The sequence below is a fragment of the Bradyrhizobium sp. genome (assembly GCF_047605465.1).
GTDB lineage: Bacteria > Pseudomonadota > Alphaproteobacteria > Rhizobiales > Xanthobacteraceae > Bradyrhizobium.
In genome coordinates this window covers 32118-53682 of record NZ_JASGFS010000040.1, presented here as the reverse complement: position 1 = coordinate 53682, position 21565 = coordinate 32118, and the positions used below count along the sequence as shown (strand labels likewise).

Genomic DNA, 21565 nt, shown 5'->3' with positions numbered 1-21565 from the left:
AAATGGACAAATTGACGCTCGGTCAAAAGCTTAGGTTGACGGCGAGCAGGGGCCGATTCCTCAGCCGCCGGTGACGCTCATGTGCCGGGAGACGCTGGGGCGGTCGTGGCGGCGGTCGATGATGAAGTCGTGGCCCTTGGGCTTCAGCCCGATGGCGCGGTCGATCGCGGCCGCCAGCAGTTCATCCTCGCGCGATGCGCGCAGCGGCTTGCGCAAATCGGAGGCATCCTCGTGGCCGAGGCAGGTGTGCAGCGTTCCCGTGCAGGTGATGCGCACCCGGTTGCAGGATTCGCAGAAATTGTGGGTCATCGGCGTGATGAAGCCGAGTTTGCCGCCGGTCTCGGCAACGCTGACATAGCGCGCCGGCCCTCCGGTCGTCTCGGCGAGATCCGTCAGGGTGAACTGCTGGGCGAGCCGCGCGCGCACCAGCGAAAGGGGCAGGTACTGGTCGATGCGGCCCGTGCCGATCTCGCCCATCGGCATCACCTCGATCAGCGTCAGCCCCATGCCCTTGCCATGGGCCCACCGCATCAAATCGGGCAGCTCGTCGTCGTTGAAATTCTTCAGCGCCACCGCGTTGATCTTCACGCCGAGGCCCGCGGCGCGCGCGGCCTCGATGCCTTCCAGCACCTTGTCGATCTCGCCCCAGCGGGTGATCTCGCGAAACTTCCGCGGGTCGAGCGTGTCGAGCGAGACGTTGATCCGGCGCACGCCGCAATCGGCGAGTTCCTGCGCGTGTTTCGCGAGCTGGGTGCCGTTGGTGGTCAGCGTCAGTTCGCGCAGGTCGCCGCTGGCGAGATGGCGCGAGAGCGAGCGCACCAGCGACATCACGTTGCGGCGGACCAGCGGTTCTCCGCCGGTGAGTCGCAGCTTCCGCACGCCCTTGGCGATGAAGGCCGAGCAGAGCCGGTCGAGTTCCTCCAGCGTCAGCAGGTCCGCCTTCGGCAGGAACGTCATGTCCTCGGACATGCAGTAGAAGCAGCGCAGGTCGCAGCGGTCGGTGACGGAGACGCGCAGATAGCTGATGGTCCGCCCGAACGGATCGGTCATCGGGCTCGACAGCGCGTCGAGGGGGCTCGCGGAAGGTCCGTTCATTCGAGAGGCCTTGTCACTTACGGCGACGGGCGCACCTTTGCTCCAGCAGTGCTCTGGAAGCAATCTAAGCACCGGACGCGCCGAGGACAATCAGGCCCTTGACGGAGATCAGCGCTGCGGCGGCGCTGCCGCATTGGGATCGGGGAACGGCGAGCCTGCCGCCGGCGCCGCGGCAGGGGCGGCTGCAGCCGGAGCCGGTTTCGGCTTCCTGGGCCGGTGCGGCTTCCGGACTGGTTTGGGCGGGACCGCCGGCTGCAGCTCCGCGAAGACCGGATTCGGATCGGTGGTGACGGACGCCGGCGTGGTGAAATCGCCGGGATTCTTGATGACGTTCACCGGCACAGTCGCCGGCTGGTATTTATTGAGGGCGTAACTGACCGTGAACGGGGTGTCGGGCGCGGGAACCGAGACCGAGCAGGGGGTCTGGCAGCCCGGGCCCAGCGAGGTCTTTGCGTCGGCGCCGGGTGGATTGGATTCGAGCCTGACCTGGACGTTCGGCGGCGCCGAATTGAACATGTTCCACGAGGAGCAGCCGCCGAGCCCCATTCCCGCGAGAAGACTCGCTCCCGCTAACGCAATCGCGCTGACACGACGCATGACCATCCACTTCTGCTGCGACGAACCGCCACATCCCCGCGCGGACCATATGGGCGCCGTTTTGCCCACGCAACCGGCCGGACGCGCATAGTCAACAGATAGTTAATGCAGAGGTGGGCTGGATTTGTATTGTAGTTTCAGCGTCTTATTTCACCCGGCGGAAGGCATCAGGCTGCTCGCGGCGGCGGGCAGGTCGCGCATGTGATGAATCAGCCGGTCCGGCTTGAGCTCGGCGATCGGCACATCCGTATAGCCGAAGCTGACCCCGATCACGGGCACCCCGGCCCGGCGGGCCACACCGACGTCGGTTCCGGCGTCGCCGACCATGATGCTGGCCCGGACGTCGCCGCCGGCGCGCGCCACCGTCTCGCGGAAAATGGTCGGATCGGGCTTCTGGACGCCGAAAGTGTCGGCGCCGCAGATCGCCGCGAAGCGGCGGCTCAGGTCGAGCTGGTCCAATAGCCGCAGCGACAGCCATTCCAGCTTGTTGGTGCAGACCGCCAGCCGGTGGCCCTGCGCGGCGAGATCGTCGAGCGCGGCCTCGAGCCCCTCGAAGGGCTGGGATTCCACGGCGATATGGTCGGCGTAATAGGCGATGAAATCCGCCGTCATCCGGTCCATGTCCGCGGTGGTGACGGTGCGGCCCTCGGCCTCGAGCCCCCGTTCGATCAGCTTGCGGGCGCCGGCGCCGATCATGTTGCGGGCCGACTGCATCGGCACGGGCGGCAGCCCTTCGCGGTCGAGCACGTAATTGAGCGCGGTGATCAGGTCGGGCGCCGTATCCACAAGCGTGCCGTCGAGATCGAAAACGATCGTGTGGGGAGAGGTCATGGTCCAAGCGCTATCGGCCCGGCCGTTTCAGCGCAAGGGCCGAGGCCATAAGATCACCTTATGGGCCTGTTCCCGCGGTCAAAACGAGGCTAGATAGGCCGCCGCAAGCGATCTGTTCGACCGGCACACTTCAGGAGAGGCGGGCGCAGTTTGGATATGGACCAGTTGAAGCGGCAGGCCGCGGCGCGCGCACTCGAGGAGGTGCGCGACGGCATGCAACTCGGGCTCGGCACCGGGTCGACCGCGAAGCATTTCGTCGAGCTGCTGGGCGAGCGTGTGCGTGCGGGGCTGAAGGTGATCGGCGTGCCGACCTCGGAGACGACGCGCGCCGATGCCGAGCGCTGCGGCGTGCCCCTGACCACGCTCGACGACATCGACCATCTCGACCTGACCATCGACGGCGCGGACGAGATCGACCCCGCTCTCAATTTGATCAAGGGCGGCGGCGGCGCGCTGCTGCGCGAGAAGATCGTGGCGGCCGCGTCGGATCGCATGATCGTGATCGCCGACGACACCAAATGGGTGCCGACGCTCGGCCGATTTCCGCTGCCGGTCGAGGTCATCCCGTTCGGCCTGGGAGCGACCCGGCGGGCGATCGAGAAGGCATTTGCGGAATGCGGCGTTTCCGGGCAAATGGCGGTCCGCAAGGCCAAAGATGGCCACGTTTTCGTCACCGATGGCGGCCACTGGATCGTCGATGCCCATCTCGGACGGATTGAGGATCCCGCCAGCCTCGCCAAGGCGCTGAGCGTGATCCCGGGCGTGGTCGAGCATGGGTTGTTCATCGGCTTGGCCAGCTCGGCTGTTTTGGCGGGTGGCGAGGGAATCCGCGTGATTGAACGGCGAAAGCCGAAAGGAGACTAGGGAATGAAGAGCGTTTTGAGACTTCTGCCGGCCGCGACCCTCGCTGTGGGACTGGCCTTCTCAGCCGTCCCGGCCATCGCGCAACAGGCGGCTCCGCCGAAGGCCACGCCGGCTGCGATCGCGGCCGCCAAGGAGATCTTGCAGATCAAGAACGCCGGTGCGATGTACGCAGGTGCCGTGCCCGGCCTGGTCGAGAAGACCAAGATCGCCCTGACCCAGCAGAACCTCAACTACCAGAAGGATCTCAACGAGGTCGCGCCGATCGTCGCGCAGCAGCTCGCCGGCCGTCAGAACGAGATCGGTGACGGCATGGCGCAGATCTATGCCAGCGAGTTCACCGAGCAGGAGCTCAAGGATCTCGTCGTCTTCTACAAGTCGCCGCTGGGCAAGAAGCTGATCGAGGCCGAGCCGCGCGCCATCGGCCTCAGCATGGCCTTCATGAACTCCTGGGCCCAGAACTTCTCCGAGACGGTGATGGGGGCCTTCCGCGCCGAGATGCGCAAGCGTGGCAAGGAAATCTGACAGTACCTATCTGATCAGGAATCCCTAAAGCGCGTCACCGCGCTTTAGGTTGTCGTTTGAGCATGTCTTTTCGGAAAGCCGCTCCACACTTTTCCGGATCATGCCGTAGAGGTCGGAGTGGACAATGGCTGAATTCGACGTCGACCTCTTCGTCATCGGTGGTGGTTCGGGCGGCGTGCGTGCCGCCCGGATCGCGGCCGGCCACGGCGCCCGCGTGATGATCGCGGAAGAGTACCGCATGGGCGGCACCTGCGTGATCCGCGGCTGCGTGCCGAAGAAGCTGTTCGTGATCGGCTCGCATGTCCGTCACGAGATCGAGGACGCCGCCGGCTTCGGTTGGACCATTCCGTCGATGAGCTTCGACTGGGCGACGCTGATCGCCAACAAGGACAAGGAGATCGCGCGGCTGGAGGCGGCCTACACCGCCAATGTCGAGAAGTCCGGCGCGCAGATCGTCAAGAGCCGCGCGGTGATCGAGGACAAGCACACCGTCCGCCTGCTCGAGAACGACAGGAAGATCACGGCGAAGTACATCCTGATCGCGACCGGCGGCGCGCCCAACCACGGCGCTTCGATCCCCGGCATCGAGCACGTGATCTCGTCCAACGAGGCTTTTCACCTGAAGTCGCTGCCGAAACGGATCGTGATCCAGGGCGGTGGCTACATCGCGCTGGAATTTGCCGGCATCTTCGCCGGCTTCGGCTCCGACGTCACCGTGATCTATCGCGGCGACAACATCCTGCGCGGCTTCGACGAAGACGTTCGCGCCCACGTCCGCAGCGAGATGGAGAAGCAGGGCATCACCATCCTCACCGGCTGCACGGTGGCGAAGGTCGAGCGCCACGGCGATGAATTCACCACCCATCTGTCGAACGGATCGAGCGTTGCGTCCGACCAGGTGATGTTCGCGATCGGCCGTCATCCCGCCGTCGCCAATCTCGGGCTCGACAAGGCAGGCGTCGCCATCAATCCGAAGAACGGCGGCATCGCGGTCGATCACCACTCCAAGAGCTCGGTCGACAGCATCTACGCGATCGGCGACGTCACCCACCGCTTCAACCTGACGCCGGTCGCGATCCGCGAAGGACACGCCTTCGCCGACACCGTGTTCGGCAAGCGCGACGTGAAGGTCGACCATTCGACCATTCCGACCGCCGTGTTCTCGCAGCCGGAGGTCGGCACGGTTGGCCTCACCGAGACCGAAGCGCGTGCGCAGTTCAGCCACGTCGACATCTACAAGACGACGTTCCGCCCGATCAAGGCGACGATGTCGGGCCGTGATACCCGTGTGCTGATGAAGCTCGTCGTCGACGGCTCGTCCGACCGCGTGCTCGGCTGCCACATCGTCGGCGATGCCGCCGCGGAGATCACCCAGGCCGTCGCGATCGCCGTGAAGATGAAGGCGACCAAGGCCGACTTCGATGCGACCATCGCGCTGCATCCGACCGCGGCCGAAGAACTCGTCACCATGCGCACGCCGACAGCGCGCCACGTCCGGCAGGCGGCGGAGTAGGGCCGCCCCGAAGGCCGCGGCGTCAGCCCGGCAGCGGGATCAAGGGAGCGGCCTGCCGGTCCTGCAGGTTTTCGCTGGCTGCCAGTCCTCCCGCGACGCCGATACGATCGGCCTCCGGACGGTTCTGACTCATCTTGCGCTTGCCCTCGAAGCGGACGACGGGAATGCGCAGGCCCACGATCCCGCGCAACTGCGCGGCGATGAAGTCCGCGGGCGCATCGGAGACGGCCCAGGGTTTGGCGCGCGATCCTTCGTGCTTGCTGGTCAGCCGGGTCACCACATCGAGAAGCCTGTCAGGCTCCTGGAAGAACTCCACCGGCCCGTAGGTATGCACGGCGACATAATTCCAGGTCGGCACGACCTTTCCGGTCTCCTGCTTGGTCGCGTACCAGGACGGCGTCACATAGGCGTCGGGCCCCCTGAAGATCGCCAGCGCGTCTCCGATCGGCGGCAGTTGCCATTGCGGGTTGGCCTTCGCCACATGCCCGTAGAGCACGCCGCGTTCGCCCTCGCTCTCGTCGAGGAAGAGCGGCAGCGGCGTGGCGACCGGACCGTCCGCGGTGGCCGTCACCAGATCGGCCAGCCGCGCGCCGCGGATGGTCGCCCGGATGCTCTCGATGTCGTCGTCCTTGAAGGCCGGGGGGATGTACATGGCATGGCTCCGTTCCGGTTACGGAGATAGCCTCAATCTGGCCTGTCAGAAACTGCCAGTTTTCAACAAATAATCCAGTCCAGTTATCCGGCCGCGATCTCATCGACGGCCTGGGCGAGCAGCCGGCAGCCGCGTTCGATCTGTGCAGGCTCCAGTGCCGCATAGCCCATGACGAGACCGATCGCCCGTTGCGGCCGGCGGCGGCCTCTCGCGCCCGCGTCGAAAAGCGCCGAGACCGGATAAATCCCGACGCCCTTTGCAAGGGCGGCCCGGATCAACGCCTCTTCACGCGTCTGAGGCAGGCCATCGAACCACGCGACCACATGCAGGCCGGCGGCGGCGCCCTCGATCCGGACGCGGTCGCCGAACCTGCGACGCAAGGCGTCGATCAGCGCCTGGCGGCGTTCCGCGTTGCGCCTGCGCGCACGCCTGACATGGCTGTCATAGGCCCCGCTCTCCAGCATCGCGGCGAGGGCGTCCTGCTCGACCAGCGGCGTGTGCCGGTCCATGATCTGCTTGGCGGCGCGGAACAGGGGGCGCAGCCGCGCGGGCACCACCAGATAGCCGATCCGCAGCGTCGGCGAGAGCGTCTTGGAGATGGTCCCGAGATAGATGACGTTGTCGCTGCCTTCCAACGCCTGCAGCGGCGGGATCGGTTTGGCGTCGTAGCGGTACTCGCTGTCGTAATCGTCCTCGATCACATGGGCGTCGGTCTTCCTCGCCCAGGCCAGCAATTGCTGTCGGCGCCCGACCGGCATGACGCCGCCCAGTGGATATTGATGCGACGGCGTCACATAGGCGAGGCGGGCGGTGACCCCGTCGAGCCGTTCCGTCTCCAGGCCATCCGCGTCGACCGGGATCGGCACAGCGATGGCGCCGGTTGCCGCGAATGTGTGATGCGCCATCAGGTAGCCGGGATTCTCCATCACGAAGCGATCGCCGGCGTCGAGCAGCAAGCGGGCGCAGATGTCGAGGCCCTGCTGCGAGCCGTTGACGATGACGATCTGGTCGACGTCGCACCGCACGCTGCGCGATCGCCACAGATAGCCCTGAAGCGCGGTCCGCAGCCGCAGCGAACCGCAGGGATCATCATAGGCCAGCCGTTCGGGCCTGCGTGCGATCGCCGCGACCACGGCCTTCTTCCATGCGAGCACCGGGAAGTCCGACGGCGAGAGCTCGCCATAGCGGAAATTCGCGACAAGACCGCGTGGCGGTTCGGTCCAGACGGGCGCGTCCTGCCGCAGCCGCTCGCCGAATTTCGACAGCGGCGCAATGCGTGTCGGCGGCCGGGGCGCAACGCGCCCGCGTGCGCGCTCGACCACGGCGCGGGCAACGCGCGGGCGCGCGCCATGTCGTGTTTCGATGAAGCCTTCAGCGGCGAGCTGCTCGTAGGCAACGGTGACGGTCGAGCGTGCCACGCCCATTTCGTCGGCGAGCGCGCGTGAGGACGGCAGCAGCCCGTCGGTGCCATAGACGCGCGCCGTGATCTGATCACGCAGCGCCTCGTAGATCTGGCGTGCGCCCAGGCGGCCGGAGCGCGGGGCGGGATTGGTTGTCATGCGATCATGTCCATTGCCGTCGCGAAGGCGCGATCTCTCGCAGCCGTGATCGGTGCGAACCGCGGGCCGCGTTGTATATTTTCATTCCGGCGGCACCAGCTCAAGGTCGTACCGCCGGATCGGAACGGATGCGTGCAGACAGGAGGCGGGAATGGATGATCAAGCCAAATTGGCCGCGCTCCAGCGCCATTGGAATGCTTCGGACGCAAACGATTTCGAGGCCGAGCACGACATCTATTGCGAGGATGCGGTGCTCGACTATCCGCAGTCGGGCGAACGAATCCGTGGCCGGCGGAACATTCAGGAGAGCCGCTACGTGCAGCCCAACAAGAAGCGCTTCACGGTTCGGCGGATCATCGGCCGCGGCGACCTCTGGGTCAGCGAATTCGTTCTGACCTATGACGGCGTGCCGTCCTACGTCGTGAGCATCATGGAATTCCGCGAGGGATCGGTGTCTCACGAAACGCAATATTTCGCCGACCGGTTCGACCCGGCGCCCTCGCGCGCGCATCTCGTCGAGCGGATGGGTTGATTTGCGGCAGCGTGCACGCATCTCGTTGAACGGGTCGCGTGGTTTGCGGCGGCGTGCGAATTGAAGCAGGGCGGCTGCTGCCTCTTCGTCATCGCGAGCGCAGCGACGCAATCCAGAATCTTTCCGCGGTGACGGATTGGATTGCTTCGCTACGCTCGCAATGACGGTGCGGAGGCACTTGCGAGTCCCGGGTGCGCAATTGCCTTGAATGCCGCGACGGTGGAACCGGTGCGGCGGCTGGTCGCACTGCCGTCGCCTTGATTCCGGCAGACCCGGCTTTATCTCTGGCAGGAACAAGAATCCGGGCCCCTCTGGCGAGGACGCCGACGATGTCGGCAAACCTCGTGATGTCGGATGACCTGTCCCGCGCGAATGCGATGGATCGGCCGATCGTCGGGCCCTGTCTGTTTTCTCCGACCCAATCGTCCCCATCGCAGCTCCGCGTGGCCATTTGCGCAAAGTCGAGGAGCAACGATGTCTGACGTCAACACTTCAACGCCTATCGAGATCGAGATCACGGAACCCTCCAGCCTCAACGAGCAGGCTGCGGTGGCGCTGGTGATCGCCGGTGCGCTCGTCGCCGTGGCGGACCGGCGGGTCTCGCCGGTCGAGCGCGACGAGGTGATCCGATTCATCAGAGACCGCGAATTGGCGCCGCACATCTCCGACGAGCGGCTGTTCGCGCTGTTCGACGAACTGGCCGAACGGCTCGAGGAGCCGGACTTCGCCAATGTGGTCATCGACACGCTGCGGCCGGTGTCGGATCTGCCGCTGTCGTCTCACCTGATGGAACTGTCGGAGCGCGTCGCGGCTGCCGACGAGGACGTGCATCCCCATGAGGTGCAGGCGATCAAGCTGCTGCGCCTGCTGACGCTGGTGCTGCCGCGTGCGAAGGATGTCGGGCCGGGCGCGTTGCGCGCGGCCGCGAAGGAGTAGGCATGGTCGCGGGGCCGGATGAGCGCACGTCGGGTGCGGACGCTGCCGCGGGCCAGATGGCCGGCGGCGATCCGCGCCTGGACAAGCTCGTCCATCGCCTGCCGCCCCGGATGGGTGACACCGTCACCTATCTGCTCAAGCCGTCCAGCCGCTGGGTGAGGATTCCTTCGGGAGCGCTGCTCGTCGTCGGCGGCGTGCTGTCCTTCCTGCCGGTGCTGGGCATCTGGATGCTGCCGCTCGGCCTCGCATTGCTCGCAGAGGACGTGCCGGCGCTGCGCTCTTCGCGCTCGAAGGTCCTGGATTGGGTCGAGCGGAAGAAGCCGCAATGGCTCGATCCGTCTGCACCGAAACAATGATCAATCATGACTGAATTCATCACGGCCGACGCGCTGACCGCGCTGTTGCAGGTCGTCCTGATCGACCTCGTGCTGGCCGGCGACAACGCCGTCGTCATCGGCCTTGCCGCCGCCGGCTTGCCGGCCGAGCAGCGCCGGCGCGCCATCGTCGTCGGCATCGTCGTCGCGACGGTCCTGCGCATCGTCTTTGCCGGCGTCGCGACGCAGTTGCTGCAGGTGATCGGCCTGCTGTTCGCCGGCGGCGTGCTGCTGCTCTGGGTGTGCTGGAAGATGTGGCGGGAGCTGCGCGACCAGGCCGCGCATGGGAGCGAACTCGCGTTCAGCCATGGCGGCGGCGCGAGCAGCGCGCCGGTGCCGCGCAAGACCTTCAGGCAGGCGGCACTGCAGATCGTCGCCGCCGACGTCTCGATGTCGCTCGACAACGTGCTCGCGGTCGCGGGGGCCGCGCGCGAGCATCCCTACATCCTCGTCTTCGGCCTGCTGCTTTCTGTCGCACTGATGGGTGTTGCCGCTGACCTTCTCGGCCGTGTCCTGCAGAAGCAGCGCTGGATCGCCTATGTCGGCCTCGCCATCATCATTTACGTCGCCTTCGAGATGATCTATCGCGGCTCGCTCGAACTCGCGCCTGTCATCGCGAGTCTCTAAGGTGACATCTCTTGCCTGCAATCCGGAGTGACCAATGACGTCTGAACCCAAAGCACCTTCGGCGCATGCCGGGCCGCGGCCGAAGATCGGCCCGTTCGCGCAGCTGATCTTTGGCTCGCGCTGGCTCCAGGTGCCGCTCTATGTCGGCCTCATCGTCGCGCAGGCGGTCTATGTCCTGCTGTTCCTGAAGGAGCTCTGGCACCTCGTCGTGCACTCGTTCGACGCCAGCGAGCAGCAGATCATGCTGGTCGTGCTCGGCCTGATCGACGTGGTCATGATCTCGAACCTGCTGGTGATGGTGATCGTCGGCGGTTACGAGACCTTCGTCTCGCGCCTCAACCTCAACGGCCATCCGGACGAGCCGGAATGGCTGAGCCACGTCAATGCCAGCGTGCTGAAGATCAAGCTCGCGATGGCGATCATCGGCATCTCGTCGATCTCGCTGCTCAGGACCTTCATCGAGGCTGGAAATCTCGGCACCTCGCGCAGCAATTTCACCGAGAGCGGCGTGATGTGGCAGGTGCTGATCCACCTGACTTTCATCATCTCCGCGATCGGCATCGCCTGGGTCGACCGCCTCGGTGACAACGCGCATCGCAAGGAGGCCGCTCACTGAGCCTTGCTCACGTGATTTGCGGATACGCCACGTTCTCGCGCCGCTCGCGCTCGCCGAGCTCTCGCACCAGCTCCTGCAGGAAGGATTCGGTGTAGGCGGGCAGGGTGCGTTCGGCGCGGACATAGATGCCCAGATCCGACCACACCGGGCTCCCCGCATTGTCCAGCGGCAGGAAGACGAGCTGGCTGTCGCGCGACAGCCGGCCGATGCCGAGCTGGGTCTGGAAGGCGACGCCGACGCCGCGCGCGGCGAGCTCGCGCATCAGGTCGATCGAGTTGGACTGGATCGCCGGTTCGGGCGTCTCGGAGAGCTGCGCGATGAGAGGCTGCAGCAGGTGATAGATCGACAGCTCCGGCAGCGCGTGGATGACGGGGAAGGCGAGGCATTGCGCCAGCGTGACCGTCTTGCGGCGTGCCAGCGGATGCTCGCGCGCAACGACCGCGCCCAGCCGAAACCGTTTCAACGCGACCTGCCGCAGATCCGGCGGATGGCGCAGCGCCATCGCGATGCCGATGTCGGCTTCGCCCCGGCTCAGGGCCTCCAGCACGTCCGACGATCCCATCACTTCGGTCGTGAAGCTCACGCGCCGGGCCCGGCCGCGGTGTGACGCGATCAGCTCCGGCAACACGGACTCCGTCAAGGACTCGATGCAGGCGATGCTGACATTGCCGTGCCAGGCACCGGACAGGGACGCGACGTCGGAACGAAAGCGGTCGAGATCCTGCAGCACGTTCATGACGTGCCGGGCCAGCATCTCGCCGACCGTCGTCAGCGTCAGCCCGCGCGCCGTCCGCTCGAACAATGGCGATCCAACCTCTTGTTCAAGCTTGAGAATCTGACGACTGACGGCGGACGAGGCGACGTTGAGGACACGCGCTGCGGCCCGGATCGAGCCGGTGCGCCGGACCGCATGGAAATACTGGATGGCCGGTGAGTGAAATCGCATGAGATCCCCCGGGGCTGGACTATAGCCGTTGCCGAAACGGCAGCAACATGTGCGAAAATCTCTGCCTTTTGAGAGCGCCGGTTTCACCCTAGTGTCATATGCGGATGGGGCTCGGCGTACCCACGCGGTCGCGCGCTCCGGAGCAGAAGGGGTCTTGGGGTGGACGACAACGCGACTTGCGGGCAGCACCGGGAGAACTCCCGGCTGGTCGATCGCCGGCGTGCGGCGGCCTATGTCGGTGTGACGGCCGGCCGCTTCGAGCAACTGGTGCGCGACAATGTCGTGCCGCCGCCGGTCATGGTGGACAACAAGCGGCGCTGGCCCATCGCCATGCTCGACCTCGCCAGGGAAGCCGTCGAAAGCAGCATGCCCGGCCTGCCGCCGGTCACCGCCGATGTCGGGGACGCGCGGCCGTGCGAACGCGATCCGGCCGCGCCCGCGCGCGAACTGCCGGATCAAGCCTGGTTCGAGCAACGCGCGCAGTTCGTTCAGCGCGTCCGGCGGTCGCTGCTCTCGGGCACGAGATCCGTCTCCTGCGCGAGTTCAAACTGCTCAAGCAGAACGAGATCAGCATGTTCGGTTACTACGGCAGTTTCGAAGCGCTGATGGTGCGCGGCTATGTCGTCGAGGTCGCGCGCAGGCCGCCGTCGAGCCGCCCGCTGGTGACGTACCGGCTGACCGCGCAGGGCGAGCAGGTGGTCTCGGCGCTGAAGGACGAACCGGCGATCTGAGCGGACGCGCGGACTATTTGAGAATTTCGCAAACCGTCGGATGCGACCGGGCGTCGGGCTCCGCGCCTGCGGCCGCGATGCCCTGCCACCACGCGCCGAGCGCATCACGCTCGCAGTTGAGCTTCACGCTCATGCCGCCGGCGAACTTGATCCAGTCGGGAAAGTGGTCCTTGCCGACCGCGATGACCACGGGAATGTCGGCATCGAGTGCGCGCGAGATCAGGTGGGACAAGCCCTTGCCGTCACGCTCCCGCTTGCCGAAGCGGTTGATGATGACGAGGTCGGCGCCGTCGGCCAGCGCGTCGGCAATGCGCTCGCCGGCATTCTGCAGCCGTGCCAGATCGAGCCGGCAGCCGCGCGCGGCCGGATCGAGGTCCTGCGCCAGCAGGAGCTTCTCGCCGTTGTGCAGCAGCACCGCCGACAGGCTGGAGTCAGCGCATTGGCCGGCCTGGACCATGCCCACCACGCGAACGCCGCGCGCGCTGAGATCGGCGGCGAAGTTGCGCAGGACGGCATCGGGGTCCTGATGCGGCTCATAGACGAGAGCGGCGAGGTCGCATTGCGCATCGAACATGGTCCGCCTCCGTTCCGCTGCCAGGAGAGTGGGGCCGCAGCGGGTTTCGCCGCGGCCCCGGTTGTCGGATCAGGCGGCCGGCGGGCCGTTGATGATCTGGAGCTGGGTGAACTCGGCGAGGCCTTCCTCGGCGAATTCGGTCCCGATGCCCGACTGCTTGGCGCCGCCGAACGGAATGTGCGGGGCCATGTCGAGGTGCTTGTTGATCCAGACCGTGCCGGACTCGAGCTGGGTCGCGATCTCGTGCGCACGCTTGGGATCTGACGACCAGACCGAGGCGCCGAGGCCGTAGGTCGTGGCATTGGCACGGCGGATCACGTCATCCTTGTCGGAATATTTGATCAGCGGCAGCACGGGACCGAACTGTTCCTCGTCGACCAGCTTCGAGCCTTCCTTGATGTCGCGCACGATGGTCGGCTCGATGAAGTAGCCGGGACGGTCCATCGCCGCACCTCCGGCCACCACCTTGCCGTTCTTGTGCGCGTCCTCGAGGAACGTCTTCACCTTCTCGTACTGCATCTTGTTCTGCAGCGGCCCGAGCTTGGTGCCCTGCTTGGAGCCGTCGTCGACGACGGTGTTCTTGGCGATCGCGACCAGCTCGTTGCAGAGTTCGTCATAGACGGATTCATGCACGTAGAGCCGCTTGATCGCGAGGCAGACCTGACCGGAGTTCTGGAAGGCGCCCTCGAAGATGCCGGGCGCGACCTTCTTCGGATCGACGTCGTCGAGCACGATGCCGGCGTCGTTGCCGCCGAGTTCGAGCGTGATGCGCTTGAGAGTCTGTGCCGCGCTCGCCATCACCTTCTGGCCGGTGGCCGAGGATCCCGTGAAGGAGATCTTGCGGATGTCGGGATGCTTGGTCATCTCGCCGCCGAGATCGTTGGCGTCGGTGATGAAGTTGAGCACGCCCTTCGGCACGACGTCCTTGATCAGTTCGGCGAAGCGCAGGGAGGCGAGCGGCGTGGTCGGCGCGGGCTTCACGATCAGGGTGTTGCCGGCGATCAGCGCGGAGGGCAGCTTGAAGGCGAGGATGAGGAGTGGGTAGTTCCAGGGAATGATCGCGCCGACGACGCCGAGCGGACGGCGATAGGCCTCGACCTTGCGGTCGCCGGAATTCTCGATGACCTTCATCGGCAGGTCGAGCGAGCCGAGATAGCGGAAGAAGGCAGCCATGCCGAGCACTTCGCCGGTGGCGTCCGCGAGCGGCTTGCCTTGCTCGGCGGTGAGCAGGCGCGCGAGCTCGCCCGAATTGGCCTCGATCACGTCAGCCATCTTCATCACGACCTTGCGGCGATCCTCCATCGAAGTCGCGGCCCAGGCGGGGAAGGCGGCCTTCGCCGCGGCGACAGCCTTGTCGAGCTGGGATTTGGAGGCGCGTGGGCACTGTGCCACCACCTCTTCGGTCGCGGGATTGAGAACCGGCATGGTCAGGTCGCCGGGCACCATCTTGCCGTCGATGAGAAGATTGAAGTCACTCATTGGCTTTGCGCTCCCTTCAAGAACGGGCCATTAGGCCTCGTTATATCGAAATACATATCACGTCTCGGCCGGACCGGCCATGGTGTTCCAGTCGATCAATTCCAGGAAATGCGGGCTGGACGCTGATCGACAGATCGATATATTCTGAAGGATATAGCGAAGTGCGTTCCGGGATTTACGATGGAAATCAAGGTCAGGTCGCTGACGACATGCGAGGTGGCGGCCGACGGCGGCGCGATATCGCTGGGGTTCGAAGACGTGGCGGGAAATCCGGCAGCGGTCAGCGTCTCGCTGAACCAGGTCGGCGCGCTGATCATGACGTTGCCGGGACTGCTCGAGGCGGCGCTCAAGGCCCGCTACGGCGACCAGAGCCTGCGCTATGCCTATCCGCTGGCATCATGGGTGCTCGAGCAGTCGACCGACACGACCCAGCGCATCATCACGCTCGAGACCGAGGACGGCTTCAAGGTCCGCTTCTCGATTCCCAAGGCGGAGCAGAGCCTGCTCGGCGAAGCCCTGACCCAGCCGATGCCCGAAGTGACGGTGCGGCCGAACTAGGCCGCTTTCGAGCGAAGCGGATATCGCTTCGCCTCGGGGACACGCGTCGCAACGAGACTCCAGCGCCGTTCGGATTCCTTTGGGGCGGGAATGCCTCCGGCGGCGATTTCAATCAGGATTTGCGCGGACGGGCGATGTCGGTCTGCAGCGCTTCGAGTTCCTTGCGGACCGCGCGGGCGGCATTGCGCTCGATCTTGCGGTAGCGCGCGACCAGCCCCGCACCGAACGGGGTCAGCATCGCGCCGCCGCCGTTCTTCCCGCCGGTCTGCGGCTCGACCGCGGCGTGTCCGCAGATGCGGTTGATCTCGTCGACGAGATCCCAGGCGCGCTTGTAGGACATGTCCATGGCGCGACCGGCGGCCGAAATCGAGCCATGCTGGTGGATTTGCTCGAGAAGCTCGATCTTGCCGGGTCCGATCCGATCCTCGCTGTCGAGGTCGATGCGAACGCTCAATGATGGAAGCGATTTGGCGCTTGCGCGCGACATGATCGTGTCTCGTGGGGCAACTGCGCCGGAGATTGCCACTCTTGCCTGCTACGGACAAGGTGAGGGCGCCGGATATCCCTAACGCATCTCCGCCCCGGCGCCGCGGTTTGCCGGGTCAGACGTGATTGACGATCAGCTTGAGCGAACCGACGAAAGTCGGCCGTTGCCGGTAGTGCCCGTAGCGCGCATCCCAGCGGCCGGATGCGATATCGTCGCCGAGCCGCTCTTCGAAGCGCCGGATCACGTCTTCGGCCACGAAACTCCAGGCCGAGCAGGCGAGCCGTGCGGCCGGATCGAGCAGCATCTCCGGCCGGCCGTAATACGCCTCGTTGAAACCGTCGGTGCAATCGAGCGGGATCGGGACGGGCAGGACGTCGGTAGTGCGGCCGAGGGCGTCCGCGATATCCTTGATCGCGGGATAACGGACGGCTTCGACCGCGATCGCCTCGGGGCAGTAGGCGCGAAGCCAGAAGCGGTCGAGCTCGTCGGGATCGCAACTCATGATCACGACCGGACCTCGCGTCACCCGTCGCATCTCGCGCAGGCCGGCGCTCAGTTTCTTCCATTGGTGCACCGAGAAGGTCGACATGGCAGCGCCAAACGCGGCGTCTTCGAAGGGGAGATTCTCGGCGACGGCGTCGATAGCCGGCGGCAGATGCGCCGGCCGCTGTTCCCGCATCGATTGCGACGGCTCGACCGGGGTCACGGCGCGGCCGACCGGCTCGTAGGACCCCGCGCCGGCGCCGACATTGAGGATCGTGCGGGCATCGCCCAGCGCCGTCAGGATCAGTTCCGCGATGCGCGGGTCCGGCCGGCGATAATTCGCGTAGCCCTTGCCGATGGCGCCGTAGTTGGCGTCTCCGGCACTGCCGTCGCGGTGACGTGGCGAGCTATCCTGCATGATGCGTCCTATAGCGTCTTGTGCGAGACGTTCTTGACCACAGTGTAGCACTGCAATCCTTCGGTGCCGCCCTCGCGGCCGTAACCGCTGTCCTTGACGCCGCCGAACGGCGTTTCCGCGACGGAGGCGACGAAATGGTTGATCGAGAGGTTGCCGACCTCGACGTTCTCGGCCAGACGCTCGGCATTGCTCGCCGAGCGCGTGAACGCGTAGGCGGCGAGGCCGTAAGGCAGGGCATTGGCTTTCTCGATGGCCTCATCCAGCGTCTTGACCGGATTGACCAGCGCGAGGGGACCGAACGGCTCCTCATTCATGGCGCGGGCATCGTCCGGGAGATCGGCCAGCACCGTGAGCGGGAAGAAATAGCCGCGATTGCCGATGCGCTGCCCGCCGGCGAGCACGCGCGCGCCCTTGGCCTTGGCGTCGGCGACCAGCGTCTCCATCGCGTCGATGCGGCGCGCATTGGCAAGAGGCCCGAGCTGCGTCGAAGGATCGAGGCCGTTGCCGACCTTCAACTGGCTGGCGCGCTCGGCAAAGGATTGCGCGAACTGTTCGTAGATCTTTTCCTGCACGAAGAACCGCGTCGGTGAGACGCAGACCTGACCCGCATTGCGCGACTTGCCGACGGCGGAGGCAGCCGCGGTTGCGACCGGGTCGACGTCGTCGCAGACGATCACCGGCGCGTGGCCGCCGAGTTCCATGATCGCCGGCTTCATGTGCCGGCCGGCCATTTCCGCAAGGTGCTTCCCGACGGGAATGGAGCCGGTGAAGGTCACGAGACGGATGGACGATTGCGGAATGAGGTATTCGGAGATCTCGGCGGGATTGCCGAAGACGAGATTGAGCACGCCGGGCGGCAGGCCCGCGTCATGGAAGGCGCGCACGAGCTGGAACGCGCCCGCCGGGGTTTCCTCGGACGCCTTCAGGATGATCGAGCAACCGGCGGAGAGGGCGCCTGCCACTTTGCGGGCCGGCGAGCTCATGGGGAAGTTCCAGGGCGAGAACGCGGCCACCGGGCCGATCGGCTGGCGCAATACGGTGTGGCGCATGCCCGGTTCGCTCGGGATCACGCGGCCGTAGAGCCGCAAGCCTTCGGTGGCGTCCCATTCGATGATGTCGCAGCCGCGCAGGATTTCGAGTTTGGCCTGCTCGATAGGCTTGCCCTGTTCGAGCGTCATCGCCGCCGCCATCACGTCGACGCGTTCGCGGATGAGGGCGGCGGCTTTCAGGATGATCTGCGCGCGCTTGGCGGGCGCCGTGTTGCGCCAGAGCGCAAAGCCCTTTTCAGCGGCTGCGAGCGCGTCGTCGAGGTCGGCCCTGGTGGCGGTCGGGACCGTTCCGAGCACGCTCTCATCGGCGGGATTGATGATCGGCTGTCCGCTCGCGCGCTTCCATCGACCGTCGATGTAGAGTTCGATCTGGGGATAGTCCGCCATGTTGTTTTTCACCTTGCTCGTGCGGTCTTGTCTGCCGCTTCGCCTCGTCCGAGCCGGTCGAGCCAGTTCGTGAAGACGCGATCGGCCTGACGCGCGACGATCTTCGCGGCGTCCGTCGTCCTGGCGCGGAGATCGCGCACCGAAATCCTGCTGGCCGCGAGCTCGACGGCATGGCCGACATACCATTCCTCGAGCTGCCGTGGATCGGCCTCCAGATGAAACTGAAGGGCGAGCGCTTTGTTTCCGAACGCGAAGGCCTGGTTCGCGTAATTCTCGTTCGAGGCGAGGCGGACGGCGTTGTCCGGGAGGTCGAAGGTGTCGCCGTGCCAGTGCAGGACCGGCGAGCCATCGGCCAGCGGCTTCAGGCTGGAATTGTTGCCGGCCTCCGACAGCGTCACCGATCCCCAGCCGATCTCCTTCACCCCGCCGGCATACACGCGTGCGCCGAGCGCCTTGGCCATGAGTTGTGCGCCCAGACAGATCCCGAGCGTCGGCAGGCCCTGGGCCAGGCGGCGCTCGAGAAGAACGATCTCCCTCGTGATGAAAGGGTAGCTGTCGGTCTCGTAGACGCCGATCGGGCCGCCGAGAACGATCAGGAGGTCGGCGTCCCCGATCGAGGAATGGCTGAGATCGTCGACCGGCGCCTCGCAGAACGAGACGTTCCAGCCTTCGCGCTCCATGATCGGCGCGAGCAGGCCGAGATCCTCGAAGGCCACGTGACGAAGCGCGACGGCAGATCGGCGGCGTTGAAACATCCAGCAGGCCCTGTTGCGCGGGGGCTCGTCGGAGCACTCGCTATATTCTGGTAGATATAACGTATGTCCGCTGCCGTCCAGACGGCTGGAAACGGATGCGGCTCGTGCATGCCATGCATGCCGTGCGCCGTCATCGCACGGCGTGCATCTCCAGAAACGCCTTCACGCCGGTCACGGCGCCGGTATCGGTCGGCACGTAGCCGGGCAGGCTCGCCACGGCCGCGCGAAAATCGGCGCCGCGGATGATTTCGAGGATGCGCTGCATCGGCTGGGTGTCGAGGAATGCGCGCTTGCAGACGAAGAAATAGTCCTCGGTGAGGATGCGGATGAAATCCAGGCCGAAATGACGCGCCGCCGCCTCGACGCCAAAACTGGCATCGGCCATTCCGCTCGCGACATAGGCCGCGACCGCGGCATGGGTGAACTCGATCTGCTGTGCGCCGTTGATGCGGCTTTCGTCGATGCCGTGCGCGGCGAGCAACTGGTCGAACAGCAGGCGCGTGCCGGAATCATGATCGCGATTGACGAAGCGGACGTTCGGCCCGGCGAGGTCGGCGAGCGAAGCGATGCGCAGCGGATTGCCGCGCGCGACCATCAGTCCCATTTCGCGCGTGACGAAACTGATGACGCGGTCCTCGCGCGGATCGAGCCATTCGCGCGCGGCCTTGATGCCTTGCGCCCGCAACGTGCCGTGCGGCAGATGCAGGCCGGAGAGGTCGCTGGCGCCCTGCGCCAGCGAGACCAGCGAATGCTGGTTGCTGACGTAGCGCAGGTCGACGCCGATGCCGGGCTCGCGGTCGAGGAATTCGCGCAGCTTTGCCACCGCAAAGCCGTGGCTGGCATGGACGCGGATCACCGACGGCCGCTGCTCCAGGAACGGCTTGATCTCGCTCGCGAGCTCCTGCGCGAGGTTTTCGAGCTGGGGTCCGAGCCGGGCCTGCATGCGTTCGCCCGCCCACACCAGCCGCTCGCCGAATGCGGTCAGCTTGGTTCCCTTGCCGCGCTGAGTCTCGACCAGGGGCGTTCCGAAGAACTCCGACCATTGCTCGATCAGATTCCAGACGTGCCGGTAGGACAGATGCGCATCGGCGGCGGCGCTCGTGATCTTGCCCGTCTTCCGGATTTCGTTGAGGACGCCGAGCATGACCACGGCGGTGCGGGGGCTGCCCTCACGACGAAACCGCCAAATGGCCTCGATCTCGATCTGCATCGTCGCTTTCCTTATGAAGTGAACTTCATATGAAGGGCGCCCATCGGCACCCCATATCATATTTACTCAGGCCCATGGCTGCCTAGTCTGGTATACCAGAACAGGAGGAAATATGATGTCTGTTGCATATGATTTCGCCCATGCACCGGCGTCTGAGTTCATGTCCCGGCCGCAGCATCTTCTGATCGACGGCCATCGGGTGCCCGCAAGTTCGGGCCGCACCTTCAAGTCCCTCAATCCGGCGACGGGCCAGGTGATCGCCACCATCGCGGAAGGCGGCGAGGCCGACGTCGACCATGCCGTCGCCGCGGCGCGCCGCGCGTTCGAGGGGCCGTGGCGCACGATGCGCGCCTCCGAGCGCGGCCAGATCCTGCTTCGCTGGGCCGACCTCCTCAGAGCGCACGCCGAGGAGATCGTCGAGCTCGAGTCGATCGACGCCGGCAAGCCGATCTCGGCGACGCTGCGCCAGGATTTCCCGGCCGCGGTCGACACCCTGGTCTATTACGCCGGCTGGGCCGACAAGATCAGCGGCGACGTCGTGCCCGTGCGCGACGATGCCCTGACCTACACCGTGCGCGAGCCGGTCGGCGTGGTCGCGGCGATCGTGCCCTGGAATTTCCCGCTGATGATCGGCATGTGGAAGCTCGCGCCGGCACTGGCCTGCGGCTGCACCATCGTGATGAAGCCGGCCGAGTTGACCTCGCTCTCGGCGCTGCGCATCGCCGAGCTCGCGCTCGAAGCGGGCGTGCCTGCCGGCGTGTTCAACGTCGTCACCGGCCCCGGACGCATCGTCGGCGATGCGCTGGTCAATCATCCCGACGTCGACAAGGTGACCTTCACCGGCTCGCCGGGCGTGGGGCGCGGAATCATGAAGGGCGCGGCCGGCAACTTCAAGCGCGTCTCGCTCGAGCTCGGCGGCAAATCGGCCAATGTCATTTTCGACGATGCCGACCTGGAGGCGGCCGCAAAGGCCGCTGCTTCCGGCATCTTCTTCAATGCCGGCCAGGTCTGCTCGGCCGGCTCCCGCGTGCTGGTGCAGGAGAAGGCCTATGACGAAGTCGTCGAGCGTCTCGCGGCGCGCGCAAAGTCGATCAGGATGGGCGATCCGCTCGATCGCAAGACGGCGCTCGGCCCGGTGATCTCCGAGAAGCAGATGAAGTCGATCCTCGACTATGTCGATATCGGCCGGAAGGAGGGCGCGACCCTCGTCACCGGCGGGCAACGGGTCGGCGAACGCGGCTATTTCATCAGTCCCGCGGTGTTCGCGGATGTCGGACACGAGATGCGGATCTCGCAGGAGGAGATCTTCGGGCCCGTCGTCAGCGTCATCAGGTTCAAGGACGAAGCCGACGCGCTGCGCATCGCCAACGGCACGGCCTACAGCCTGGCCGCCGGCGTCTGGAGCCGCGATATCGGCAAGCTCCAGCGCTTTGCCAGGCGCGCGCGGGCGGGGACGGTCTGGATGAACACCTACGGCTATACCGACGTGCGCCTGCCCTGGGGCGGCGAGCGCGACTCCGGCCTCGGCCGCGAGCACGGCACCGCCGCGATCGAGAATTTCACCGAGCCCAAAGCGATCTGGATGAACCTGGCCGTCTGACGACCTCCCGAGCCGGCCAGCCCTGAAGCCCGCCTGATCGTCCGATCGGGCGGGCTTTCTTTTTTCGATCGCTAAAATTGTCTGCGATCGGCTGAGGGGCGGCAAACCCTGCCGACAGATCACGCCCCGCCTTAAACCTCGGCTTCGGAACCGGCGTGCATCGTGCCCTG

At 65.9% G+C, this 21565-nt stretch carries 24 protein-coding genes and 1 pseudogene; 12 read left to right on the top strand and 13 right to left on the bottom strand.

The window, feature by feature from the left end; translation table 11 throughout:
• Positions 1-60: 60 nt before the first annotated feature.
• The 3 genes from moaA to QM712_RS24695 all read right to left on the bottom strand — a co-directional run bounded on the left by moaA (position 61) and on the right by QM712_RS24695 (position 2523).
• Complete coding sequence (gene moaA / locus QM712_RS24705) at positions 61-1095, bottom strand: GTP 3',8-cyclase MoaA (protein ID WP_415025758.1); 1035 nt, start codon at positions 1093-1095, stop codon at positions 61-63.
• Between the two features lie 108 nt (positions 1096-1203).
• Positions 1204-1692 (bottom strand): hypothetical protein, encoded by a 489-nt coding sequence (locus QM712_RS24700; RefSeq protein ID WP_415025757.1) that lies wholly within the window; start codon positions 1690-1692, stop codon positions 1204-1206.
• A gap of 150 nt (positions 1693-1842) precedes the next feature.
• The gene (locus QM712_RS24695; protein WP_415025756.1) at positions 1843-2523 is read right to left on the bottom strand and encodes an HAD family hydrolase; all 681 of its coding nucleotides are present in this window, start codon (positions 2521-2523) and stop codon (positions 1843-1845) included.
• Positions 2524-2673: 150 nt separating this feature from the next.
• On the opposite strand from QM712_RS24695, the gene rpiA reads away from it, so the two are divergent.
• From rpiA to gor, 3 genes are all read left to right on the top strand, one after another.
• Positions 2674-3387 carry a ribose-5-phosphate isomerase RpiA gene (gene rpiA / locus QM712_RS24690; protein ID WP_415025755.1) on the top strand — a complete coding sequence of 238 codons (714 nt, stop codon included), beginning with the start codon at positions 2674-2676 and terminating at the stop codon, positions 3385-3387.
• Between the two features lie 3 nt (positions 3388-3390).
• Positions 3391-3909 (top strand): DUF2059 domain-containing protein, encoded by a 519-nt coding sequence (locus QM712_RS24685; protein WP_415025754.1) that lies wholly within the window; start codon positions 3391-3393, stop codon positions 3907-3909.
• Between the two features lie 124 nt (positions 3910-4033).
• Positions 4034-5422, top strand: a complete 1389-nt coding sequence (gene gor, locus QM712_RS24680; RefSeq protein WP_415025753.1) for a glutathione-disulfide reductase — start codon at positions 4034-4036, stop codon at positions 5420-5422.
• A gap of 22 nt (positions 5423-5444) precedes the next feature.
• On the opposite strand, the gene QM712_RS24675 is transcribed toward gor, so the two are convergent.
• Positions 5445-6074, bottom strand: a complete 630-nt coding sequence (locus QM712_RS24675) for an FMN-binding negative transcriptional regulator (RefSeq protein WP_415025752.1) — start codon at positions 6072-6074, stop codon at positions 5445-5447.
• A gap of 83 nt (positions 6075-6157) precedes the next feature.
• Positions 6158-7633 (bottom strand): PLP-dependent aminotransferase family protein, encoded by a 1476-nt coding sequence (locus QM712_RS24670; RefSeq protein ID WP_415025751.1) that lies wholly within the window; start codon positions 7631-7633, stop codon positions 6158-6160.
• 151 nt (positions 7634-7784) lie between these two features.
• Between QM712_RS24670 and QM712_RS24665 the strand changes: the two genes are divergently transcribed.
• The 5 genes and pseudogenes from QM712_RS24665 to QM712_RS24645 all read left to right on the top strand — a co-directional run bounded on the left by QM712_RS24665 (position 7785) and on the right by QM712_RS24645 (position 10718).
• Positions 7785-8165: a nuclear transport factor 2 family protein gene (locus QM712_RS24665; protein WP_415025750.1), complete on the top strand. Its 381-nt coding sequence runs from the start codon at positions 7785-7787 to the stop codon at positions 8163-8165.
• 474 nt (positions 8166-8639) lie between these two features.
• Positions 8640-9101: a TerB family tellurite resistance protein gene (locus QM712_RS24660; protein WP_415025749.1), complete on the top strand. Its 462-nt coding sequence runs from the start codon at positions 8640-8642 to the stop codon at positions 9099-9101.
• A 2-nt stretch (positions 9102-9103) separates the two neighbouring features.
• Positions 9104-9467: pseudogene (locus tag QM712_RS24655) on the top strand (hypothetical protein).
• Positions 9464-10102, top strand: a complete 639-nt coding sequence (locus QM712_RS24650) for a TerC family protein (protein WP_415025748.1) — start codon at positions 9464-9466, stop codon at positions 10100-10102. Before QM712_RS24655 ends, QM712_RS24650 begins: the two are co-directional and overlap by 4 nt.
• 34 nt (positions 10103-10136) lie before the next feature.
• Positions 10137-10718, top strand: a complete 582-nt coding sequence (locus QM712_RS24645; RefSeq protein ID WP_415025747.1) for a TIGR00645 family protein — start codon at positions 10137-10139, stop codon at positions 10716-10718.
• Positions 10719-10725: 7 nt separating this feature from the next.
• On the opposite strand, the gene QM712_RS24640 is transcribed toward QM712_RS24645, so the two are convergent.
• On the bottom strand, positions 10726-11664 hold the full coding sequence (locus QM712_RS24640) for a LysR family transcriptional regulator (protein ID WP_415025746.1): 939 nt from the start codon (positions 11662-11664) through the stop codon (positions 10726-10728).
• A 159-nt stretch (positions 11665-11823) separates the two neighbouring features.
• On the opposite strand from QM712_RS24640, the gene QM712_RS24635 reads away from it, so the two are divergent.
• Both QM712_RS24635 and QM712_RS24630 read left to right on the top strand, forming a co-directional pair.
• Positions 11824-12270 carry a hypothetical protein gene (locus QM712_RS24635; RefSeq protein WP_415025745.1) on the top strand — a complete coding sequence of 149 codons (447 nt, stop codon included), beginning with the start codon at positions 11824-11826 and terminating at the stop codon, positions 12268-12270.
• Positions 12237-12395 carry a hypothetical protein gene (locus QM712_RS24630; RefSeq protein ID WP_415025744.1) on the top strand — a complete coding sequence of 53 codons (159 nt, stop codon included), beginning with the start codon at positions 12237-12239 and terminating at the stop codon, positions 12393-12395. The genes QM712_RS24635 and QM712_RS24630 overlap by 34 nt, the downstream gene beginning before the upstream one ends.
• 13 nt (positions 12396-12408) lie before the next feature.
• On the opposite strand, the gene QM712_RS24625 is transcribed toward QM712_RS24630, so the two are convergent.
• Both QM712_RS24625 and QM712_RS24620 read right to left on the bottom strand, forming a co-directional pair.
• Positions 12409-12969 (bottom strand): DUF2478 domain-containing protein, encoded by a 561-nt coding sequence (locus QM712_RS24625; protein WP_415025743.1) that lies wholly within the window; start codon positions 12967-12969, stop codon positions 12409-12411.
• Between the two features lie 69 nt (positions 12970-13038).
• Positions 13039-14448: an aldehyde dehydrogenase family protein gene (locus QM712_RS24620; RefSeq protein ID WP_415025742.1), complete on the bottom strand. Its 1410-nt coding sequence runs from the start codon at positions 14446-14448 to the stop codon at positions 13039-13041.
• A gap of 180 nt (positions 14449-14628) precedes the next feature.
• On the opposite strand from QM712_RS24620, the gene QM712_RS24615 reads away from it, so the two are divergent.
• Positions 14629-15006 (top strand): hypothetical protein, encoded by a 378-nt coding sequence (locus QM712_RS24615; protein WP_415025741.1) that lies wholly within the window; start codon positions 14629-14631, stop codon positions 15004-15006.
• Between the two features lie 112 nt (positions 15007-15118).
• Here QM712_RS24615 and QM712_RS24610 read toward each other — a convergent pair whose 3' ends face one another.
• From QM712_RS24610 to QM712_RS24590, 5 genes are all read right to left on the bottom strand, one after another.
• Positions 15119-15493 carry a winged helix-turn-helix domain-containing protein gene (locus QM712_RS24610; protein ID WP_415025740.1) on the bottom strand — a complete coding sequence of 125 codons (375 nt, stop codon included), beginning with the start codon at positions 15491-15493 and terminating at the stop codon, positions 15119-15121.
• Between the two features lie 115 nt (positions 15494-15608).
• Positions 15609-16394, bottom strand: coding sequence for a class I SAM-dependent methyltransferase (locus QM712_RS24605; RefSeq protein WP_415025739.1), 786 nt, complete (start codon positions 16392-16394; stop codon positions 15609-15611).
• Positions 16395-16402: 8 nt separating this feature from the next.
• A complete protein-coding gene (locus QM712_RS24600; RefSeq protein WP_415025738.1) occupies positions 16403-17830 on the bottom strand; it encodes an NAD-dependent succinate-semialdehyde dehydrogenase in 1428 nt (475 codons plus the stop codon).
• A gap of 8 nt (positions 17831-17838) precedes the next feature.
• Positions 17839-18585 carry a glutamine amidotransferase gene (locus tag QM712_RS24595; RefSeq protein ID WP_415025737.1) on the bottom strand — a complete coding sequence of 249 codons (747 nt, stop codon included), beginning with the start codon at positions 18583-18585 and terminating at the stop codon, positions 17839-17841.
• 130 nt (positions 18586-18715) lie between these two features.
• Complete coding sequence (locus QM712_RS24590) at positions 18716-19795, bottom strand: substrate-binding domain-containing protein (protein ID WP_415025736.1); 1080 nt, start codon at positions 19793-19795, stop codon at positions 18716-18718.
• 115 nt (positions 19796-19910) lie between these two features.
• Between QM712_RS24590 and QM712_RS24585 the strand changes: the two genes are divergently transcribed.
• Positions 19911-21395, top strand: coding sequence for an aldehyde dehydrogenase family protein (locus QM712_RS24585; RefSeq protein WP_415025735.1), 1485 nt, complete (start codon positions 19911-19913; stop codon positions 21393-21395).
• Positions 21396-21565 lie beyond the last annotated feature (170 nt).

Coding starts and splice junctions, on each gene's coding strand:
- moaA (WP_415025758.1), bottom strand. CDS start 1,095: ATGAACGGACCTTCCGCGAGCCCCCTCGACGCGCTGTCGAGCCCGATG.
- QM712_RS24700 (WP_415025757.1), bottom strand. CDS start 1,692: ATGCGTCGTGTCAGCGCGATTGCGTTAGCGGGAGCGAGTCTTCTCGCG.
- QM712_RS24695 (WP_415025756.1), bottom strand. CDS start 2,523: ATGACCTCTCCCCACACGATCGTTTTCGATCTCGACGGCACGCTTGTG.
- QM712_RS24685 (WP_415025754.1), top strand. CDS start 3,391: ATGAAGAGCGTTTTGAGACTTCTGCCGGCCGCGACCCTCGCTGTGGGA.
- gor (WP_415025753.1), top strand. CDS start 4,034: ATGGCTGAATTCGACGTCGACCTCTTCGTCATCGGTGGTGGTTCGGGC.
- QM712_RS24675 (WP_415025752.1), bottom strand. CDS start 6,074: ATGTACATCCCCCCGGCCTTCAAGGACGACGACATCGAGAGCATCCGG.
- QM712_RS24670 (WP_415025751.1), bottom strand. CDS start 7,633: ATGACAACCAATCCCGCCCCGCGCTCCGGCCGCCTGGGCGCACGCCAG.
- QM712_RS24665 (WP_415025750.1), top strand. CDS start 7,785: ATGGATGATCAAGCCAAATTGGCCGCGCTCCAGCGCCATTGGAATGCT.
- QM712_RS24660 (WP_415025749.1), top strand. CDS start 8,640: ATGTCTGACGTCAACACTTCAACGCCTATCGAGATCGAGATCACGGAA.
- QM712_RS24650 (WP_415025748.1), top strand. CDS start 9,464: ATGACTGAATTCATCACGGCCGACGCGCTGACCGCGCTGTTGCAGGTC.
- QM712_RS24645 (WP_415025747.1), top strand. CDS start 10,137: ATGACGTCTGAACCCAAAGCACCTTCGGCGCATGCCGGGCCGCGGCCG.
- QM712_RS24640 (WP_415025746.1), bottom strand. CDS start 11,664: ATGCGATTTCACTCACCGGCCATCCAGTATTTCCATGCGGTCCGGCGC.
- QM712_RS24630 (WP_415025744.1), top strand. CDS start 12,237: ATGTTCGGTTACTACGGCAGTTTCGAAGCGCTGATGGTGCGCGGCTAT.
- QM712_RS24625 (WP_415025743.1), bottom strand. CDS start 12,969: ATGTTCGATGCGCAATGCGACCTCGCCGCTCTCGTCTATGAGCCGCAT.
- QM712_RS24620 (WP_415025742.1), bottom strand. CDS start 14,448: ATGAGTGACTTCAATCTTCTCATCGACGGCAAGATGGTGCCCGGCGAC.
- QM712_RS24615 (WP_415025741.1), top strand. CDS start 14,629: ATGGAAATCAAGGTCAGGTCGCTGACGACATGCGAGGTGGCGGCCGAC.
- QM712_RS24610 (WP_415025740.1), bottom strand. CDS start 15,493: ATGTCGCGCGCAAGCGCCAAATCGCTTCCATCATTGAGCGTTCGCATC.
- QM712_RS24605 (WP_415025739.1), bottom strand. CDS start 16,394: ATGCAGGATAGCTCGCCACGTCACCGCGACGGCAGTGCCGGAGACGCC.
- QM712_RS24600 (WP_415025738.1), bottom strand. CDS start 17,830: ATGGCGGACTATCCCCAGATCGAACTCTACATCGACGGTCGATGGAAG.
- QM712_RS24595 (WP_415025737.1), bottom strand. CDS start 18,585: ATGTTTCAACGCCGCCGATCTGCCGTCGCGCTTCGTCACGTGGCCTTC.
- QM712_RS24590 (WP_415025736.1), bottom strand. CDS start 19,795: ATGCAGATCGAGATCGAGGCCATTTGGCGGTTTCGTCGTGAGGGCAGC.
- QM712_RS24585 (WP_415025735.1), top strand. CDS start 19,911: ATGTCTGTTGCATATGATTTCGCCCATGCACCGGCGTCTGAGTTCATG.